12 protein-coding genes are annotated in these 19,443 nt (G+C 63.8%); 6 read left to right on the forward strand and 6 right to left on the reverse strand.

Annotation, left to right across the window (positions count from 1 at the left end; genetic code table 11):
• Window positions 1–23 precede the first annotated feature (23 nt).
• Together B0919_RS02205 and B0919_RS02210 are read right to left on the reverse strand one after the other, a co-directional pair.
• Window positions 24–4,934: a DUF3320 domain-containing protein gene (locus B0919_RS02205; protein WP_078010555.1), complete on the reverse strand. Its 4,911-nt coding sequence runs from the start codon at window positions 4,932–4,934 to the stop codon at window positions 24–26.
• Between the two features lie 133 nt (window positions 4,935–5,067).
• A complete protein-coding gene (locus B0919_RS02210) occupies window positions 5,068–6,840 on the reverse strand; it encodes an amino acid permease (protein WP_410503608.1) in 1,773 nt (590 codons plus the stop codon).
• A 1,040-nt stretch (window positions 6,841–7,880) separates the two neighbouring features.
• Here B0919_RS02210 and B0919_RS02215 point away from each other — a divergent pair.
• The 3 genes from B0919_RS02215 to B0919_RS02225 all read left to right on the forward strand — a co-directional run bounded on the left by B0919_RS02215 (window position 7,881) and on the right by B0919_RS02225 (window position 10,403).
• Window positions 7,881–8,639, forward strand: a complete 759-nt coding sequence (locus B0919_RS02215; RefSeq protein ID WP_176132810.1) for a carboxypeptidase regulatory-like domain-containing protein — start codon at window positions 7,881–7,883, stop codon at window positions 8,637–8,639.
• 126 nt (window positions 8,640–8,765) lie between these two features.
• Window positions 8,766–9,290, forward strand: a complete 525-nt coding sequence (locus B0919_RS02220) for a carboxypeptidase-like regulatory domain-containing protein (RefSeq protein WP_078010559.1) — start codon at window positions 8,766–8,768, stop codon at window positions 9,288–9,290.
• 45 nt (window positions 9,291–9,335) lie between these two features.
• Window positions 9,336–10,403 carry a lipocalin family protein gene (locus B0919_RS02225; RefSeq protein ID WP_176132811.1) on the forward strand — a complete coding sequence of 356 codons (1,068 nt, stop codon included), beginning with the start codon at window positions 9,336–9,338 and terminating at the stop codon, window positions 10,401–10,403.
• Between the two features lie 81 nt (window positions 10,404–10,484).
• Here B0919_RS02225 and B0919_RS02230 read toward each other — a convergent pair whose 3' ends face one another.
• On the reverse strand, window positions 10,485–11,669 hold the full coding sequence (locus tag B0919_RS02230) for a sensor histidine kinase (RefSeq protein ID WP_078010562.1): 1,185 nt from the start codon (window positions 11,667–11,669) through the stop codon (window positions 10,485–10,487).
• A 402-nt stretch (window positions 11,670–12,071) separates the two neighbouring features.
• On the opposite strand from B0919_RS02230, the gene hemA reads away from it, so the two are divergent.
• Window positions 12,072–13,346: a glutamyl-tRNA reductase gene (gene hemA / locus B0919_RS02235; RefSeq protein ID WP_078010564.1), complete on the forward strand. Its 1,275-nt coding sequence runs from the start codon at window positions 12,072–12,074 to the stop codon at window positions 13,344–13,346.
• Window positions 13,347–13,634: 288 nt separating this feature from the next.
• On the opposite strand, the gene B0919_RS02240 is transcribed toward hemA, so the two are convergent.
• Window positions 13,635–13,943, reverse strand: coding sequence for an ArsR/SmtB family transcription factor (locus B0919_RS02240; protein WP_059071745.1), 309 nt, complete (start codon window positions 13,941–13,943; stop codon window positions 13,635–13,637).
• A gap of 260 nt (window positions 13,944–14,203) precedes the next feature.
• Here B0919_RS02240 and B0919_RS02245 point away from each other — a divergent pair, with 260 nt between their 5' ends.
• The gene (locus tag B0919_RS02245) at window positions 14,204–15,430 is read left to right on the forward strand and encodes a Glu/Leu/Phe/Val dehydrogenase dimerization domain-containing protein (RefSeq protein ID WP_078010565.1); all 1,227 of its coding nucleotides are present in this window, start codon (window positions 14,204–14,206) and stop codon (window positions 15,428–15,430) included.
• Window positions 15,431–15,602: 172 nt separating this feature from the next.
• Window positions 15,603–16,760 carry a mechanosensitive ion channel family protein gene (locus B0919_RS02250; protein WP_078010566.1) on the forward strand — a complete coding sequence of 386 codons (1,158 nt, stop codon included), beginning with the start codon at window positions 15,603–15,605 and terminating at the stop codon, window positions 16,758–16,760.
• Between the two features lie 9 nt (window positions 16,761–16,769).
• On the opposite strand, the gene B0919_RS02255 is transcribed toward B0919_RS02250, so the two are convergent.
• Together B0919_RS02255 and B0919_RS25830 are read right to left on the reverse strand one after the other, a co-directional pair.
• Window positions 16,770–18,254, reverse strand: a complete 1,485-nt coding sequence (locus tag B0919_RS02255; protein WP_254846470.1) for a mucoidy inhibitor MuiA family protein — start codon at window positions 18,252–18,254, stop codon at window positions 16,770–16,772.
• A 218-nt stretch (window positions 18,255–18,472) separates the two neighbouring features.
• Window positions 18,473–19,369 (reverse strand): TerB family tellurite resistance protein, encoded by an 897-nt coding sequence (locus B0919_RS25830; RefSeq protein WP_176132813.1) that lies wholly within the window; start codon window positions 19,367–19,369, stop codon window positions 18,473–18,475.
• Window positions 19,370–19,443 lie beyond the last annotated feature (74 nt).

The following is a 19,443-nucleotide window of genomic DNA, read 5'->3' on the forward strand; positions in this document are numbered from 1 at the left end:
CGAGGGCTCGGAGCTGTTCTGAATTAGCTCGGCTTGAGTATTCCGTTCAGCTCTACCAGCTCGCCCCGCGCTAACAATCCGGCCAGCACGGGCTCCAGGTGCTGGCGCATGTCGTCGCTGAGGCGGGCAAAGCCCAGCAGGCGTACGGCGGGCAGAAACACGGCCTCCCGCGGCAGCGCGAAGCTCTGTTCGACCACGGTGCGCAGGGCCAGGGCCAGCTCCTCGGGCGCTACGAAGGGCAGCTTGCGGGAAATGGCGGGCAGCTGGCTTCGGTCGCGCAACGAGGGCTGCTGCATGGCCGGCGCCCACAGAAAGTCGCCCTGCTGGCGCAGGTAATGCAGGTTCTGGGCTAGCAGGGCCGCATCCCGGCCCACCTTTCGAATCCGGACGCCCACCTGCGTGGCCCCACTGGCGTGGGCCAACCGCCGGGTAGCCTCCTCGATGTGCACTGGGCTTTCCACGCCCACCACCACGCTCAGCCACTTCGCCAATTGGCCCAGGCCGTACTGGTGCAGCTCCTGCTGCCGGATGGCATTGGGCAACAGGGCCACCTGATAGGCCTCCACGGCGGGGTTGGCAGTGGGCGCGGCCGGCTCCTCGCGCTCCAACGTGGCGGGTTCGGTCAGCAGCTCTTCTTCCTGCTGATCGGGTTCATCCAGTGCGGCCAGGCGGCGGGCTTCCTCGATGGCCTGCACGGCCCGCTCGGTTTCGCGCGCCGGGTCGCGGAACCAGTCGGTGCTCCAGATGCGGTGCAGGCGCCAGCCCACGGCCTCCAGCACCTGCTGGCGCAGCCGGTCCCGGTCGCGGGCCGAGCGGGCCGAGTGATACATGGCCCCGTCGCACTCGATGCCGAGCACGTAACGGCCCGGCTGGTCGGGGTCGACCACGGCCAGATCAATGTAGAAGCCCTGGCTGCCAATCTGCGGGCGCAACTGGTAGCCGCGAGCGGCAAGGGCGCGGTACACCGCTTCCTCGAAGGGCGACTCCATCTCGCGGCCGGTTTCCTCGTTCTGGTTCAGGCGGCCGTGCTGGGCGAAGTTCAGGAAGGTCTTGAGCGCGGCCACGCCCCGGGCGCGGGTGCGGTTCAGGTCCAGGTCGTCGGCTGTGAGGTTGGTAAAGACCTCGCAGCGCTGCTTGGCGCGGGTGATGAGCACGTTCAGGCGCCGCTCGCCGCCCTCCCCGTTCAGCGGCCCGAAGCTCATCGAGAGGTAGCCGTCCTTGGTGCGCCCGTAACCGATGCTGATCAGCATCACGTCGCGCTCATCGCCCTGCACATTTTCCAGGTTCTTGATGAAGAACGGCTCGTGGCGGTGCGCGGCGAAGAAAGCTTCGGTTTCCGGGTGCTGGCGGCGCAGCACTTCCAGCGCATCCTGAATGGCCTGGCGCTGCACGGTGCTGAAGGCCACCACGCCCAGCGTGAGCCGGGGCGTGGTGCGGGCGTGGTGCAGCACGGCTTCGGCCACGGCCTGGGCCTCCCGTGGGTTGGTGCGCGTGGTGCCCCGCTCGTAGTAGGTTTCGGGCAGGTGGTGGTACACTAGGCCCAGCTGCCCCTGGCCGCCGGGGCTGGGGAAAATCACCAACTTGTCGTCGTAGAACAGGTGGTTGGAGGCGGCAATCAGCGACTGGTGCAGGGAGCGGTAGTGCCAGCGCAGCATGCGCTCGGGCATCTGCCGGGCCTTGCACAGCTCCAGGATGCTCTGGATGTCGGCCGTCACGTTTTCCTCGTCGGCGGCCTCACCGGTGCCCGTCAGCGAATCGAAGAAGGAGGTGGGCGGCAGCTGCTTGGAGTCACCGACTACTACCAGCTTCTTGCCCCGGGCCACGGCACCGAGCGCGTCCACGGGCTTCACCTGCGAGGCTTCGTCGAACACCACCAGGTCGAACTCCACCGCGCCGGGCGGCAGGAAGCTGGCCACCGACAGCGGCGACATCATGAACACCGGCTTGATGGCCTGCACCACCCGCCCGGCCTTCTGCATCAGCTGGCGGATGGGCAGGTGGCGGGTTTTCTTGGCAAACTCGTTTTTGAGGATGCCCATCTGCCCGCCGGCCGTGGGCAGCTGCGGGTTGGGCAGGCCGTCGTGGTGCCGCGTCATGGCGCGGGCGCGGTTGTGCAGCAGGCTGGCCCGGTCGGCTTGGCGGAAGCGGGCGGCGGTTTCCTCGTGGCTGGCCCGCTCGAACTGCCGCAGGGCCGGGTGCTGCTCGTAGGCCTGTTTCTGCAGGAACTCCAGCCAGGTCTGGCGCACGGCGGCCCGCAGGTGCTGCGCCGCTTCGGGCCAGGCTTCGGCCAGCACCAGCAGCTCGGGCCGGTGCTCGGCCTGGGCCGCGGCGGCTACGTTGTTCCATTCCGTGGCCAGGTGCAGCTCGGGCAGGTGGGTTTGCCAGGCGGCCAGCACGGCGCTCTGCTCTGCGAAGGGCTGAAACTGCAGCCGCCCGTCGGGGCCGAAGCGGCGCGCCTCGTTCAGGCGCAGCGCCTCCACCACCGCCTGCACGGCCGCGCGGTGCTGCGCCAGGGCCGCTTCCAGGCCCGCCAGCAACTGGTTCAGCTCGTCGGGCGTTGTGGTAGTACTGGGCTGTTCGGCCGTAGCGCCATTATGGCCTTGGGTGCCGCTCTGGCTTTCCAGGTAGCCGAGCAGGGCGGCGGGCAGTTCGCCCCGCTGAATGCGCTGGTGGGTCAGCGCGAGGTAGTCGGCGGTGCGGCGCAGGGCGGGCCAGTCGGAGCGCAGGTCCTGCCAGCCGGGGCCGAATAACCGCTGGCCGAGGCTGCGGGCGTCGGCCACGGTCTGGGCGTGGCGGCCGGCGTCGTGTACCGCGTCGATGGCGGCGACCAGGGCGGCGGACTCGGCGGGCATGGCCGTGCGCCACAGGCTTTGCAGGCGTTTGCGCGCCCGGCGGAAGTCGCCGCTCAGGAATTTCCACCATTTGTCGCCGTACGCCAGCACGGCCGCGCGCTCCGTCAGCAACTGCTGTTGCCAGGCTTCGGGTAGCAGCAGGGCGTCGTATTGCTGATGCAGAGCGTTGTGCGCGGCCCCGGCCTCCATGATTTCGTGCAACGCGCTGGCCTGCTGCGCCCAGGCAGCATCGGCTACGGCCACGCCGGCCAGAGCCGGGGCCAGCTGCGCGTGCCGGGCGGCTGGTAGCAGGGCCTCGGCGGCGGCGCGGGTGGTGGGCACGGGCAGCTGTAGCCGCCGGGCCAGGGCTTCGGCCTGCTGCTGCAGCCCGGTTACGGCCGCGGCGGCCTGCTGCAGGTGCCGGGTCAGCTGGTCCTGGTCGGCGGGCAGCAGCACGATCAGCTCACTACCCCAAAAGCGCAGCTGTCGGGGCACGCCGGTTTTGAGCAGCGTGGCCTGCAGGCGGGCCGCCAGGTCTTCGGCGTGGGCGGCATCGGCATCGGTCCACTCCGGCAGTCCGCCGAACGGAATGCGCGGCAGCTCGGCGGCGCCCTGCTCGGCGCGCAGGCGCAACAGCTCGCCCGCTACCTGCTGGGCGGTGCGGCGGCTGCGGCCGATGGGCGCATTCACGGCCAGGGCATAGTCGTTGAGGGCGAGGCGGTAGCGCGGCAGCTGGGCGGCCTGGTCCTGCGCGGCCGTGGTGGCCGCGGGTCGGCCCAGCGCCAGCGTCGCCTTCAGCTCGTCGTGCAGGCTTTTCTTATTGGCTTTGTGGCTGTGCAGCTCCAGGCAGGCCGCGCCCAGGTCCAGCGCGTCGAGGCGGCGCTTGACTACTTCCAGCGCGGCCATTTTCTCGGCCACGAACAGCACTTTCTTGCCCGCCCCGATGGCCTCGGCCAGCAGGTTAGCAATGGTCTGCGACTTGCCGGTGCCGGGCGGCCCCTGAATGACGAGGTTGCGGCCTTCCTGCACGGCCAGCAAAGCCAGCAGCTGCGAGGAGTCGGCGTCGAGCACCTGGTGCAGCTCGTGAGCCGGGCTTTCGGTATCCAGAAACGCCTGCTCGCCCACGCTCAGCGCGGCATCGTCGAAGCCGGTTTCGTGGTCGAGCAGGGCCCGGATGGCCGGGTGCTCCAGCAGCGCCGAAGTGCCCTCGGCCGTGGCAGGCCAGGTGGCCGGGTCCAGGTCACGGTACAGCATCAGCTTGCTGAAGGAGAAGAAGCCCAGCGCAATGGCATCGGCCTCCACGCCCCAGCGGCTGTGCCCGCCCAGCGCCTCGCGCACGGCGGCAAAGTATTCGGGCAGCGGCTGGTTGTCGAGGTCGGGTAGCGGCAGCTGGATGCCGAAGTCGGCTTTCAGGCGGGCCTGGAGCGAGAGGTTGCCCTCCACCTCGGCGCCGGAGTAGGTGAGCTTGAACCGCTCGGCCACGGTGCCGCGCTCCAGCACCACCGGCACCAGCACCAGCGGGGCCAGTCGCGGCTCGGAGCTGCTTTCGGCTTCGTACCAGCTGAGCTGGCCCAGGGCGAGGTACAGGATGTTGACGCCGGTTTCTTCCAGGCTGGTGCGGGCCGTGTAATAGGTGTTAAGCAGCCGGGTTTCGAGCCGGGCCAGCGGCTCGGCCGTTTGCAGGCGGTTGTCGGTGAGCAGGGCCTGCTGCGCGGCCCCAGAAAGCTCCGCGGGCGGGTGCTCTTCCAGGTAGTGCTCCAGCGTTGGCACTTCGACCTCGGCCGATTCGGCAGCTGACGCAGTCAGCTCTTGCTCAGCTACCTCCCCTTCCGCAGCCGCCTCACTGGCTTCCGCGCGGGCCTGCACCGGCTTTTGCCGCACGGGCTCCGGGGCGGCGGAAAAATACATGGTTTTGCCCTGACGCACCAGGATGTCGAGTACCTGCGCCGATTCTTCCTGCACCACCGTTACGCCCTGCGCTTTTGACGGCCGGAGGTTGAGCAGCGGGTTGCGCAAACCCAGGTCGAGCAGCTCCTGGCGGGAGGCGTCGAGGCGGGCCGTAAGGGACACGGGGGTTACGAGCGAATCGGTAGCGGATTCCATAAGAGGCACAAATAACTAGGCATGGCACGAACCATCGTCAAGTATAGCAGTCGGTAACCGGGCGTGCAAAAAAAGCCCGGCCCCAACGGCTGATTTGCCGTTGGGGCCGGGCCGGCTGAAGCGGCACTGCGGCCTACCGCGCCGTGGCCACCTTGTTCAGCTTCGAGTGCTTGAAGCCGTAGTTGAAGTAGATGGCCAGACCGATAATCAGCCAGGCGCCGAACAGCAGCCAGTTGCTGATGCCCAGCTGCGTCATCAGGTAGAGATTGGTGAGCAGGCCAAGCACTGGCAGCAGCGAGAGGTTTTTGGTGAACGACACGGCCGCCACCCACACGCAGGCAATCAGGAACACGAGCATGGGAATCTGGTGGCGGAAGCCTTCGTAGCCTTCCGAGAAGCTCACCAGCCGGAAGAACTCGTTGACATTCTCGCGGTTGTAGACGAATACCAGCCCGGCGCCGATGAGCAGCAGCACGGGTACCAGCAGGCGGCCGTTGAGGTAAGGCACCTTGAAGCGGGCTTCACTTTTGCCGTGCGGGTCGATGACGAGGATGCCGCCGCACACCAGCGCAAAGGCGAACAAGGTGCCGATGCTGGTCAGGTCGATAACCAGGTCCATGTTCAGCAGCATGGCCGGCACGCCCACGAAGAAGCCCGTAACGATGGTCGAAAATGAGGGGGTGTGGTGCTTGGGGTGTACTTTGGCAAACACCTTGGGCAGCAGGCCATCGCGCGACATGGTCATCCAGATGCGGGGCTGGCCGATCTGGAACACCAGCAGCACCGAGGCCATGGCCAGCACCGCCGACACGGCCACGATTTTGCCCAGCCACGTTACGCCGACTTTGTTGAACACGTAGGCCAGCGGGTCGCCCACGGCCAGCTCCTTGTAGCTCACCATACCGGTGAGTACCAGCGTGATAATCACGTAGAGCACCGTGCAGATAATCAGCGCATAAATCATGGAGCGCGGCAAATCACGCTGCGGGTTCTTGCACTCCTCGGCCGTGGTGCTGATGGCGTCGAAGCCGATGTAGGCGAAGAACACGGCCGACACGCCCTTGAGCACGCCGCCGATGCCGTTCGGGGCGAAGGGGCTCCAGTTGTCGGGCTGCACGTAGAAGGCGCCCACCAGGATGACCACCGCTACCACGACCAGCTTCAGCACCACCAGCAGGTTGGAGGCGTTTTTCGACTCCTTGATGCCCACGTACACCAACGCGGTAATAGCCAGCGTGATAAGGCCAGCCGGCAGATCCAGCACCAGGCGCAGGCCGCCGGGCAGCTCGGGCGCGGCGGCCCAAGCCTTGTAGCCTTCCAGCTGCGCGGCCGAAGCCTCGGCCAGTGGTTTGCCGGCCTGCATCAGCGCCAGCACTTCGTTGTAGTGCTTGTGGGCGCTTTGCATGCCCATGGTTAGCCAGATGGGCAGATGCACCCCGACGCCGTCAAGCAAACCAGTGAAGTAATCCGACCAGCTGATGGCCACCACAATGTTGCCCACGGCGTACTCCATGATGAGCGCCCAGCCGATAATCCAGGCGGCCAGCTCGCCGAAGGAGGCGTAGGCATACGTATAGGCCGAGCCCGATACGGGGATGGTGGCCGCAAACTGCGCGTAGCACAGGGCCGAGAAGGCGCAGGCAATAGCGGTGAAGACGAAGAGCAGCGACACGGCCGGCCCGCCGTCGTGCGAGGCGTTGCCGATGGTGCTGAAGATGCCGGCGCCGATAACGGCGGCAATGCCCAGCGCCGTCAGGTCGCGCACGGTCAGGTGGCGGGCCAGGCCGCCCTCGCCCGGGTGCGAGCCGTGCAGGTCTTCGTCGGCTGGCGGATTGGCCAGCAGGTCGGAAAGCTGTTTGCGCCGGAACAAGCCGGCTGTGCGCGTGGGAGGAAGCGGGGAGGACAAAACGGGGGAGAATAAATTGAAGGGCCAAAAGATAGAAAATAATGCGGCGGCGTTGCGCGTTGGCCGGTGCGCCAGCAGCCTTGCGCGGCGCTTATGCTGCTTATTGCATACTCGTTAGCCGTTTGTCCTATGCCCCCTCGCCTCAGCGTTCCTGCCCCCTGCTCCGCTGCCTGGGAGCAGATGACGCCCGTCGTCGTCGGCCGCTACTGCAGCAGCTGCGAAAAAGTGGTGGTCGACTTCACCCGCATGAGCAAGGCGGAAGTGGTAGCCTGGCTGGGACGCAATGGTCGCAGCTGCGGCCGGTTCCGTCCGGCTCAGTTGGCCGAGCACCCAACCCCGCGCAGCTGGGCGACCTGGCTGGCCGCTGCAGCCGTAGCCCTGAGCAGCTGCGAATCGGCGCCGCGGCCTGCGAAAGTCCGGCTCCGGCCAGCTCCAGCTATTACCGCAGCCAATTTGGTAGTGCGTGGCCAAGTCATAGACCAACGCACCAAGAAGCCCGTACAGGGAGCTTATATCACCAGTTTAGCCAACGATACATTACAGGCCCGCACCGACAACGCCGGTCGGTTCGAGCTGCGCTTACCGCCTCGGTTGCGCGACTCCATGCTTTACGTCGTAGCCGCCGACGATGAGTCCTTCACGTATTATATCAGTCGCCGAGTAGCGTTGGCGCCGCAGCTAACTATTGCTCTGCGCGCCATACCAATGGTTACTGGTACTCCTAAGATTGAGTTCGAGCCCGGTGAAACACTGTCATCACACTGTCCGGCTAAGATGCCGCCAACACCCCGAGTTTATCCTATTCCTTTTGACCCCACCACCGTTTATCCGGCTGACATAAACTGAGCAGAGTAGCAAGGCAGCGGTGCATAGACTTACTGGTAGCACCTTTCTATTGATGCTATGCCTTCTCATGTCGCAACCCTACCACGAAAGCTGGCAATTCACGCCGAATGAGTCGCCGGCCCGGGCCCGGCAGTAGCGGCCGTGTGGAATCGGGCGGGGCGATGCATCTAGTCAGAGTGCTTATGCCCTGCCCCATGCCCAGTTCCAGCTTCACCGTTACTGTTTCGCAACCCTGTCAGGAAGACTGGAGCCAGATGACACCCACCGAACAGGGTCGTCACTGCGCCGTCTGCTCGAAAGTAGTAGTCGACTTCAGCCAGAAAACCGATGCCGAGTTGCTGCTCTGGCTCAGCCATTCGGGCCGGGAAGGCACGTGCGGCAGGTTTCGCGCCGACCAGCTCGCTCGACCCCTGCAAGCCTCTAATAATCAAGCAGTGGCCAGCTGGCGCCGCTGGTTCGCGGCGGCCGCCGCGCTCTGGGTCTGGCGCGTCGCTGCACCGGCGCTTGGCCAGGCGAAGTCGCTTTTGCCTCGGCAGGCGGCGGCCCGGCTCACGCCCCGAATGCCCGCGCTGCTTCACCCCGATGGCCTTGCGTCCGTAGCAGGCGAGGTTTGTTCGGCCAGCACCGGCCAGCCGCTGACCCACGCGACGGTGTGGTTATCGGGCACTGCCATTCGCACCACTACCGATGCCCACGGTCGTTTTCAACTGGCCTTGCCCGCGTCCCGTCCAGCCGATGAAGCGGCGTGGCAGGTTAGGGTTAGTCTGCCGGGCTACGTCACCGAACAAATGCCCGCTGCGCTGGTTAGCTACCACCCTATTCTGCTGGCTCACCCCACTGCCGATAGCAGCCTGCCCGGCATCTTAGGCGGGGCAGTACTCAGCGGCGTGCCGATAAGGAACGCAGAAGCACCTCATCCACCTCGCTTGCAGCTGGAAGACTGGTTGCGGTAGCCTCGTGGGCGCGGGCGGCGCATCCCAGCGCAGGAGTTTACGTACTCTGCTCGGTCGTGCGCCCGCGTGGGTGCTGATGCTTTTCTCTGGTTTACTGCCTCTGCTTTGACACTAATTGCTACTCACATGTTCACTTGGAGCTTGGCATCGGTGCTGCTCATGGGCGCTGCTTCCGCCTATGCTCCTGCCCAGGCGACATTCCCGGCCCTCGTTTCGCCTGCTGCGGAAGTGGCTGGTCCCTCCCAGAAGCTTACCGCCTGTACTCTGCCCGACACAACTGCCTGGAAGCTGCAAGGCCGGATTCTGGACGCTTACACCCAGCAGCCCTACCCCGCCGCTTCCGTGTGGCTCAAGCACCTGGCCATTGGCGCGGTGAGCGACGAGCAAGGCTACTTTGTACTGGAGCTGACGGCGGATCAACTGGCCGAGCATTCCAGTGATTCGCTGCTGGTGCAGGCCGCCGCGTTTCGGCCACATGCGCAGCCGCTCACCTTCCTCGCGCTTCACCCCGACTCCGTGTTCAGCGTGGCGCTGGAGCGCGACCCAGCCATAAACGCCACCGCCCCGCTGCCTTACAAGCACATCCGGCGCCACGAAGCCCGCACCGGCCAGCCGAGCACCGTGCGGCGTGTGCTCGGCGACAAACGGTAGCCCGGCGGCTGAAACCTTTCCCTACCGTCGGGGCTTATGCTGCCGATGAACAAGCTGCTTTCGGCCGCCACCGGCCTGCTCCTGCTCACCAGCCTGCCGGGCTGTTTGCTTAAGCCCACCACCAAATACGACAAGTTTGAGGAACGCGCTCAGCTGCCGCGCGAAGAGTCCGTGCACCCGCGCAACTCGGTGGAATGGTGGTACTTCACCGGCCACCTGCGCGACCAGCAATCCGGTGCACAGTACGGCATCGAGTACGTGTTCTTCCACTTCAACCCTTCTGGCAAGCGCGACTACCTGATGGTGAACGTGGCCGTGACGGACCCACAGCGCCAGCAGTTTCACTACGACTACGCCCTGCAAGCCCAAGCGCGCATCCTGCCCGATTCGCTGCCCATCCGCCTGCGCTTGCCCAAGCAAAACCAACTCTGGACGCTCGGCGGGCAGGAAGGCCGCTACCAGCTGCAGGCCACCATGGTCACGCATCCCGGCACCGGCTTTGCCCTGACAACCAGGCCCACCAAACCGGTGCTACTGCACGGCGGCACCGGCTACGAGCAGTACGGCCCCGTAGCCAAAGCCGGCTACTACAGCTACCCGCGCCTGGCCACCACCGGCACGCTCACGCTCGACGGCCAGCCGCGCCCCGTGGCGGGCGAGCTGTGGTACGACCGGCAGTGGAACTGCGGCAACGTCAACAAGCGCCACATTGCCTGGGACTGGCTCAGCATTCAGCTCGACGAAACCCGCGAGGATCTGATGCTCTACACCGTGCACAACAAGAAAACCCAGGAGCACATCGGCGGCGGTTCCTTGTTCGGTCCGCAGGGCGAAAACCTGCACCTGGCCGAGCAGGACTTCCGGCTGGAGCCCTTGGACTCCTGGCGCAGCCCTAGCACTGGCCGGCAGTACCCGGCCCGCTGGCGCGTGCAAGTGCCTAGCAAGGGCTACGACCTCACCGTGGAGCCTTTGGTACCGAATCAGGAGCTGAGCCTGAAGCTGTTCAAGGGCCTGCCGGCGCTGAACTACTGGGAAGGTATGTGCCGCGTAACGGGCACCCACCACGGCCAGCCGGTGAAAGGCAACGCCTACGTGGAAATAACTAATAGATAAGAGTAGACCTGGGTATGGAGACGTGAGACCATGCTCTGCATGTCAGAACGTATTCTCGTCTCTCCATACTCAGGCCTCAACTTACCCGTTCAGCAGCACCCGGAACGTGGTGCCCTTGCCCACTTCCGACCAGCGCACATACAGCCGGCCCTTGTGGTAGTTCTCGATAATGCGCTTGGCCAGGGCTAGCCCGAGGCCCCAACCGCGCTTTTTGGTGGTATAGCCCGGCTGAAACACCGTTTCGAACTTGCTCTTGGGAATGCCCTTGCCGGTATCGGTGATGTCGAGGGCAACCTGCCGGTTGTTGCGGCCGCCGTGGCGGATGACCATCGTGATGGAGCCGCGGCCGTCCATAGCGTCCACCGCGTTCTTGCAGACGTTTTCGATAACCCACTCCAGCAGCGGAATGTTGACCTTGGCCGTGGCGCCGGGCTCCAGCAGGCTCTCCACCTTAAACACCACCTTGCGCGAGACGCGCACCTTCAGGTAGTCCACCGCCCGCTCGGCCACTTCCCGGATGTCTTCGTCCTTGAGCACCGGCACCGAGCCAATGTTGCTGAAACGTTCCGTGATGATTTGCAGGCGCTTGACGTCCTTGGCCAGCTCTTCCACCACCGGCTCGCCCTGAAAGCGCTCCGAGTCCTGCATGTAGCTCTGCCAGGCCATCAGGCTGCTCAGGGGCGTGCCCAGCTGGTGTGCCGTTTCCTTGGCCAGGCCCACCCACACGCGGTTTTGCTCGGCCCGCCGCGAGGTGCTGAATACCAGGTAAGCAATGGCGGCCAGGGAGGCAATAATAGCCAGCTGCACCAGCGGGTACGTGCGCAGTTGAGTCAGAATCAGCGAGTCTTTGTAGTAGATGATCTGCTTCACACCCAGCCCAAGGTCCACCACAATGGGTGGGTGCTGCCCCTTCATGTCGTTCAGCTCGTTGCGCAGAAAAGCCTCCCGCCGTGTTTCCGACAGGCCGGGCGGCAAGGTCAGGTTGCGGTAGTCAATGATGTTGCCCTCACCGTCGGCCAGGATTACCGGAATCGTGGTGTTGGCGTCGATGATTTCCGTTTTGAGGAAGGCCGTGTTTACGTCTTCCACCTCCGTGCTGATCAAAAAGCGCAAGGTGCGGGCGTACAGATTCACTTGCTGCTGCTCCCGTTCGCGCAGGCGGCGCACCAGCAGGTTGGTATAAATCACCGTGACGGCGCCGATAACCAGCGACAAGACCACGATAACGAGCTTAATCCGGGATTTTTGGTCGTAAATGGGGAGCACAGACAAAGGAAAATGCCGCAACAGGCAACCAATCAGCCGCTCTGAACGCGTGCTAAGACTGCGAAAGTACGTAGCCCCGCCCGCTACCGATGCCTTTTGCCCGGGCCGGGCTTACGCGGCTCCTCATTATTTAAATATCCCTTGCTCCGCCATGCCTCACATCATTAGGCGATTGACGCCCCCGGCCGCCCTATATACCTTTAACCTGTTGTTGCTGAAAGCCGTTAGTGCGGGTCGGAGTCGAATGATTTTCGTCAGTTCCCCGAGCCGTTAACCCGTTTTAACCCGCCAAAAACGCACTTCGCCCGGGTACCGAACCTCCCGACACGTTTTCGGGTTTTTACCCTAGCAAAATGCGCTGTAATTTTGCATTCCACTTCTACGTCGCCCGTAGCTTCCGCTATGACCCACCCGTTTAAGGCCGTAGGGCTATCCTATAAAACCGCACCCCTCGCGATTCGCGAGCTGATTGCGTTGGATGAACCGGCCTGCCGTCGCTTTCTCGACACGCTGCACCAGGAGCTAGGCCTTTCGGACCTGCTGGTGCTCAGCACCTGCAACCGGACCGAAATCTACTACGCCGCCGAGCGCGACCAGAGCCCCGCCATCATCGAGGCCCTCGGCCAGCTCAAGGGCGTGGCGGACATTGCCAACTACTACGAGTACTTCACCGTCCGCAACACCTGCGACGAAGCCGCCCGCCACCTCTTCGAGGTAGCCATGGGCCTCGACGCTCAAGTGGTGGGCGACCTGCAGATCAGCAACCAGGTGAAGCAGGCCTACCAGTGGTCGGCCGATGCCGACGCCGCCGGGCCTTTCCTGCACCGCCTGCTGCACTCGGTGTTCTTCACCAACAAGCGCGTACAGCAGGAAACCAACTTCCGCGACGGCGCCGCCTCTACCTCGTACGCCACCATGGAGCTGGTGGAAGAGCTGACCGCCGACGTGGCCAACCCGCGCGTGCTGGTGGTGGGCCTGGGCGAAATCGGCGCCGACGTGTGCCGCCACCTCGCCGGCAACAAGGACTTCCCCGACGTGACCATCTGCAACCGTACCCGCGCCAAGGCCGAGCTGCTGGCTGCCGAGTGCGAAGGCGTGAAGGTCATCGACTTCGAGAACCTGGCCGACGCTCTGCAGGAAGCCGATGTGGTCATTTCCTCCATCGCCCGCGACACGCCGTACTTCACCGTCGACATGGTGGAGCGCCTGCAGGTGCTGAGCTACAAATTCTTCATCGACCTGTCGGTGCCGCGCAGCATCGAGCCGGAAGTAGAGGAAGTACCCGGCGTGCTGCTCTACAACATCGACGCCATCCAAAGCCGCGCCACTGCCGCCGTAGAACGCCGCCTGGCCTCCGTGCCGCAGGTGCGGGCCATCATCACCGAAAGCCTCGCCGGCCTCGACGAGTGGAGCCGCGAGATGATGGTGTCGCCGGTAATTCAGAAAATCAAAGGTGCCCTGGAGCACCTGCGCCAGGAAGAGCTGGACCGCTACCAGAAGAAAGTGTCGGCGGAGGAAGCCAAGCGCCTCGACGACATCACCAAGAGCCTGATGCAGAAGGTACTGAAGCAGCACGTGCTGCAGCTCAAAGCTGCCTGCAAGCGCGACGAAGCCGACCAGCTCATCGACGTGCTCAACGACCTGTTCGACCTGGAGCGCCAGCAGGCCACGGCCTAAGCGCCCGGTCTCCTCAGCAACGATGTAGCGCCACCGCCCACCAGCGGTGGCGCTGTCGTTTCATAGATTCAGACATTCATGCCGAGCGCGGCCAAGGCATCTCGCGGGCTGACGTTCGATAGTAATTTCTCTATTAGGCTGATTACTCCCTGGCCAAACCACGCGAGATGTCTCGGCCGCGCTCGGCATGACGGTCTTTAAGTATCCGCCCAAACGCGCGAAGGCCCTGCTCCTTGAGGGAAGCAGGGCCTTCGTGACTTGGTGGAGGCTAGGTTTGGATAGCGTCCCTTACATCGTATCGCAACACCCTTCGAGCGTGTCAATCACGTCGAGCAGTTTGGGAATGGAGAGGGAGTAGTAGATTTTGGTACCGACCTTGAACGACGAAAGGATGCCGCGGTCTTTCAGGGTGATAAGGTGCTGAGAAGCTATGGCTTGGGGCAAACCGAGCGTGCGGTAAATTTCCGTCACGGTCATTTTATCTTCTTTACCAAGCAAATCAACGATGGCCAGGCGCTTGGGGTGAGCCAGCACTTTCAGCATCGCGGCAGCCTTATCCACTTTCTTCGATTCTACGCGCGAAAGCAGAGGTTTCATGGAGACGACAAAGGTGGAAGTAGGATTTCCGTCGGATGACGGTACGCGTAATACGTGCTACCTATAGTGTAAAGTTCCTATACAATGGCCCTTTTTGTCTCTTTCCGGGATTACACGCTTTCCGCCAAGCAGGTAGCATTTGTTCGTTCCGGGCTTTAGTCGGGCTGCAGTACCTTTGAGCCCCGATGCCGACGCTGCCCAGGTGGCCGTCCGGGGTCGTTGGTTTTCTTTTCCTCCCTTCCCACCTTTTCCTGCCGAGTATGCGCGACCTGCTGGCCACCTTCGAAAACAAGCGTCCTGAAATCGTCTTTGAGTGGAAAGACTCCGAAACCGAGGCCGAGGGCTGGGTGGTCATTAATTCCCTGCGCGGCGGCGCGGCCGGCGGCGGCACGCGCATGCGCAAAGGGCTGGACAAGCGCGAGGTAGAAAGCCTGGCCAAGACCATGGAGGTGAAGTTTACCGTGTCGGGGCCGGCCATCGGCGGCGCCAAGTCGGGCATCAACTTCGACCCGCAGGACCCGCGCAAGCGCGGCGTGCTGGAGCGCTGGTACCGCGCCGTGATTCCGCTGCTGAAGAACTACTACGGCACCGGCGGCGACCTGAACGTGGACGAAATCCATGAGGTAATTCCCATCACGGAGGACTACGGCCTGTGGCACCCGCAGGAAGGCATCGTAACGGGGCACTACCGCGCCAGCGAGCCGCAGAAGATTCAAAAAGTGGGCCAGCTGCGCCAGGGTGTGATTAAGGTGGTCGAGGACGAGCAGTACACGCCCGACCGTGCCCGCCGCTACACCGTGGCCGACCTCATCACGGGCTACGGCGTGGCCGAGGCCGTGCGCCACTACTACCAGCTCTGGCCCGGCCAGGATGTGCGCGGCAAGCGCGCCATCATCCAGGGGTGGGGCAATGTAGGCGCCGCCGCGGCTTATTACCTGGCCCAGCAAGGTGCGTTTATCACCGGCATCATCGACCGGGCCGGCGGGCTGCTGAAGCCGGAAGGCTTCTCGTTCGAGGAAATCAAGAACCTGCTGCTCAGCCGCCAGGGCAACGCCCTGACCGGCGACAACCTACTCTCCTTCGCCGAAGTGAACGAGCAGATCTGGTCCTCGGGCGCCGAAATCTTCGTGCCGGCAGCGGCTTCGCGCCTTGTCACGCGCCGGCAGGTGGAGCAACTGCTGGCCGGTGGGCTGGAAGTCATCAGCTGCGGGGCCAACGTGCCCTTCGCCGATCCGGAAATCTTCTTCGGCCCTACCGGCGAGTTTGCCGACGCTCATACGGCAGTCATCCCGGACTTCATTGCCAACTGTGGCATGGCGCGCGTGTTTGCCTACCTGATGGAAACCAACGCGGAAATCACCGACCAGGCCATCTTCGGCGACATTTCGCGCACCATCCTACGGGCCCTGGAGCGCAGCCATGCCCAGGGCCGCGAGCTGCATCTGGCCCGCACGTCCTTCGAGCTGGCACTGCGCCAGCTGGTGTAAGCTGCTCCGATAGTCAGAATTAGTAGAACGTCATGTCGAGCGAAGCCGAGACATCTCGCGTGCTGATGCCGGGTAGTAACCTCATCGTAGAAATTACTATCGGACCAACCACGCGAGGCGTCTCGGCTTCGCTCGACATGACGTTCTAATATTATCCCCTACTCAAGCTTAGATGAATACCAAGGAGCTTCTGAACCTGCACTTCTTCGGTAACACCGTTGGGCAGTACCTGGTGTGCGGCATCATTTTGCTGCTGGGCTTCGGGCTGCGGCGGCTGATGTCGCGCATCGTCTCCAAGGTGTTTTACCGCGTTATCAAGCGCTACACCGCCGGCGTTACAGAGCAGGAACTCAACGACTTGCTCATTCAGCCGCTGTCGGTGGTGCTGTTCCTGTTCACGCTGTTTCTGGCCTTCAACGTGCTCGACTACCCCGCCGACGTCACGCACGATTTGGCCCGCAACGAGCCCTGGCCCAAGAAGGTAGCTTTCGCCGGGTACCAGATCGGCGTCATTTCGGCCCTGGCCTGGGTGGTGCTGCGCCTCATCGACTTTGCTGAGCTGGTGTACCGCCGCCGGGCCGAGCTGCTGACTTCCACCAACACCCGCCTCGACGCGCAGTTTATTCCCTTCGCCAAGGACTTCACCAAGGTCATCATCCTGATTTTCGCCTTCCTGGTGATGCTCGGGCAGGTGTTCGGCGTCAACGTGACAGCGCTGATCGGCGGCTTGGGCATCGGCGGTCTGGCCGTGGCCTTTGCGGCCAAGGAAAGCCTGGAAAACCTCATTGCCTCGTTCACCATCTTCCTCGACCGGCCCTTTCAGGTGGGCGACCTGGTGACGGTGGGCGGCATCACGGGCACGGTGGAGAAAGTAGGCTTCCGCAGCACGCGCCTGCGCACAGCTGAGAAAAGCTACGTGACGGTGCCCAACAAGTCCATGATTGACAAGCCCTTGGACAACTTGTCGTTGCGCACGGCCCGGCGCGTGGGCTTCACCCTGAACTTCAGCCACGACACCACTCGCGAGCAGCTGCTGGCCATTGCTACCGAGCTGCGTGACTTTCTGCGCCGGCACGAGCGAGTCATTCCGGAGGAGGTGCAAACCAAGCTCTCGGCCCTCACCCAAACCGGCCGCGACCTGACGGTACAGTACTTCGTGCAGGTGGCTACCTACGACGAGTACCTCGATATCAAAGAAGAAGTCAACTACCGCATTCTTGAAATCGTGGAGGCGCACGGCGGCTCCTTTGCCACCAATACTACCGTGGTGCGCATGCTGGCCGACCCGGGCATCAACTCCGGGCAGTCCAGCAGCAGCTCGGTACTGTAGCCCAACGAATTAGCGAAACTTGGGCGAGCGGATACGGATGTCGTGCTTGATGATATTGACTTCCTTGTCCTTCGGAAACTCCACTTCGAAGCTGAACCGCAGGCGCTGACTGGCGTTGGGTGCCAGATTCAGATACCAGGTTAGGCGGCCGATCCGCTCCTCTACCTGCGCCCCGGTAGTTTCCAGCACCTTCACCTGAATTTCCTTCTCGCTGGACACCGGCACCTGATCCTGGATTTTGATGCGTACCGGCTCCGCGTGCAGGTTGCGCACGTTCAGCTCGTAGGTCAGGCGCACGCGGCGCTTCTGGTTACCCGCGTTGCGGCTGAAGTCTTCTAGTTTGGTGCGGCCCACGACGATGCGGTCATCGAAGCCCAAGGACAGTTCCAGCGAATCGTTGTAGGCCTGGCCTTGCAGCTCGGTGTCGCCCACGTAGGCGCCGCGGTAATACACTTCGGCTTCCTCGGGTAAGTGCAGACCTTCCCAGCCGCTTACCTTGGTCTGCAGGAATACCTTGTCGGATAATTTGGGCAGGGCCAGGTACTCGGTGCGCGAAGGCAGCGTGAGGGCCGGCAGGCTGATGCGCTGAACGTCGCCCGCCGCCATCGTAATAAGCTCGGGCACTTCATAACGCGTGCCCTGCGAGGCCTCGACCGGACGCCCGGCGGCGGTGCCTTTAACGACGAAGGCATCCACCCGTCCCTCGCCGATATGGTCGTTCTCACCGTCGGAATCGAGCGTCCACGGCTCCATAGCCGGTTTGCTGACATCGACCGTGCGGACCTCGTTGACGAGTACCACGCGCACTTTGTCCCAGTCGAGGCCGCTTCGGTTGAACACCTGCCCGCTGGAGATGAACTGCACCGTCTTGCCGGCTTCATCAGCCCGTATTTCCAGCCGGGGGCGCCAGGTCATGCGGCGGTTGACGCCGTAGCGCAGCAGCAGCGGAAAGGTGCCGGCCCGAGCGGCCCGCACGGTGATGTAGTACGGTTTTACCTGCTCGTCGGGCTTGCTGCGCGCCTCCAACCGGCGCGCCAGGTTTTTCTGCGTTTCCTGCTGCCGGGTAAGCTGGCGCGTGGCCAGTTGAATAGCCACCAGCCGGGTGCGCAGCAGGGTGGCGCCTTTTTGCAGCTCAGCGCTCCAGCCAGCCTGCGTGCCGCTGGGCATCAACCGGTTGGCCAGCAGCATGGCTTTTTCCTCCTCCAAGGCTTTCAGCTCCGCCTCCAGGCGCGCCAGCTCGTCGTTGGCACGCGTCAGGCTATCGGCGGCGGCGCGGTTAGCCGCGGTCAGGGCGAGGGGTACCGTAGGTTCTTCTTCGTCCTCGTTGTCGTTGCCGATGGAAAGCACTTCCACTCCGTCGCCCAACCGTACCTCCACCTCGCTGGCGGTGTTCAAGTACTTCGAGGCATTCTGAATCAGCACTTGGCTGGTTCCGGCGGGCAAAGCCAGGCTGGCCTGGTGCTCCATTTCCATGCTGCTCAGGTACAGGGTCACGGCTTTCAAGGGCGGACGCACCTCAATTACCCGCCTCGTTTGCGCCTGCGCAGCCGCCGCAAATAACAGCAGACTCAATAGTACACGTAGCTTCATGCAAATGCCGATTAAGTTAACGCGGCAAGATGCACAACTCGGTAGTAACAAGAAACCGGCTGACGCACAGGCGCCAGCCGGTTTCCGGTAATTCACTTCGCTTTGGTTAGAGCTATGGCTGCTTAGCGGCCGCCCAGCAGCCCACCGAGCATGCCGCCCAAGCCCCCGCTCATCAGGCCGCCGAGGCCACCGCCACCGGTGTTGCGCGGGCCCATCTGCGAGTTGCCGCCGAGGCCGCCGAGCACGTTCATCAGGCCGCCGAGGCCGCCACCGGGCACGCCGTAGCCGGCCGGGCTGGCTCCGTAGCCGCCTCCGCCGCCCATCATGCTGCCCAGTACGCCGCTGCCGAGCACGCCGCCCAGCAGCCCGCCCAGGCCACCTCCCATCGACGAGCCGCCGCCCAGCACGCTGCCCAGACCGCCGCCGAGGCCACCACCGCCCATCATGCTGCCTAAGCCGCCGCCCCGGTTGCCGCCCATCACGCGCGACAGCACCATGGGCGCCGCTACGGCCAGCAGGCCACCCAACGCGGCCTGCGGCGGTATGCCCACCGAGCGGAGCTTATCGCCGAGCGAGTCCATCAGGCCCTGCGGGGCCTGCTCCGGCTGCTGAGCCTGGGCCTGCTGCGTCTGGTGCACCACGTTCTCAATGGTTTGCACCTGCTGCTGGTTCACGCCGAGGTAGGCCGAAATTTTGTTGACCATGGCCTCCTCGTCGTTGGAGTACGAGCCATCGGCGCGAGCAAAGCTGACGAGGTCCGTCACCAGCGAGTAGCGCAGGTTGCTGTTGCGCAGCTGGTCGAGGTTGGCTTTGATGCTTTCGTTGGAGGAATCCTGTGCCGCTTGCACCACCTGCTGGGTGCTTTGGGGCGACAGGCCCATCACCTGGGCCATTTGCTCCAGAAACTGGCCTTCTTCCTGCGAGGCTTGGCGGTCGGCGGTGGCCAGGCTGGCCACTACGCTCAGGTAAGCGGTTTTTTCCGGTTCGGAATACTGATTGAAGACTTCTTCGGGTTGCATAACGCGAGGTGTTTGGGAGGTGGGAAAAGATGCAGCAACAAATAAGACAGATGACCTTAACGCAGCTCTTCCCG

Source organism: Hymenobacter sp. CRA2 (assembly GCF_002007105.1).
Classification (GTDB): Bacteria; Bacteroidota; Bacteroidia; order Cytophagales; family Hymenobacteraceae; genus Solirubrum.